The sequence below is a fragment of the Bremerella sp. JC817 genome, assembly GCF_040718835.1.
Classification (GTDB): domain Bacteria; phylum Planctomycetota; class Planctomycetia; order Pirellulales; family Pirellulaceae; genus Bremerella.
In genome coordinates this window covers 1-307 of the sequence record NZ_JBFEFG010000225.1, presented here as the reverse complement: position 1 = coordinate 307, position 307 = coordinate 1, and the positions used below count along the sequence as shown (strand labels likewise).

At 71.7% G+C, this 307-nt stretch carries 1 protein-coding gene; it reads right to left on the bottom strand.

The genetic code is table 11. The features are described from left to right. Positions 1 to 2 precede the first annotated feature (2 nt). Positions 3 to 307, bottom strand: a 305-nt coding sequence (locus AB1L30_RS01145) for a hypothetical protein (protein ID WP_367011490.1), incomplete at its 5' end; no start/stop codon positions are given.

The following is a 307-nucleotide window of genomic DNA, read 5'->3' as shown; positions in this document are numbered from 1 at the left end:
GGTCAGCGGCCCTCGACCGCCCCGCCCTCGGGATGGTCGTCCTCCGGGCCGTCGACGAGGGGGGCCGGCGGGCCGGAAGCCGCCCGCCCGGCCATCACGGCCAGACAGGACATCACCCGCGGTTCCAGGTCGTCCAGCAGTTGCTCGAACCGTGCCCGGGCGGGGAATTCCGAAACCCGGGAAGGATCGGGACGGGCCTGGTCCTCGAATTCGAGCGAGCCTTCGTCTCGGACGATCGTCCAGCCGAGGTCCTTGAGCCACCGGACCACGACCCGATTCTCCGGCAGGACGTGCGCGGTCAGCGTCG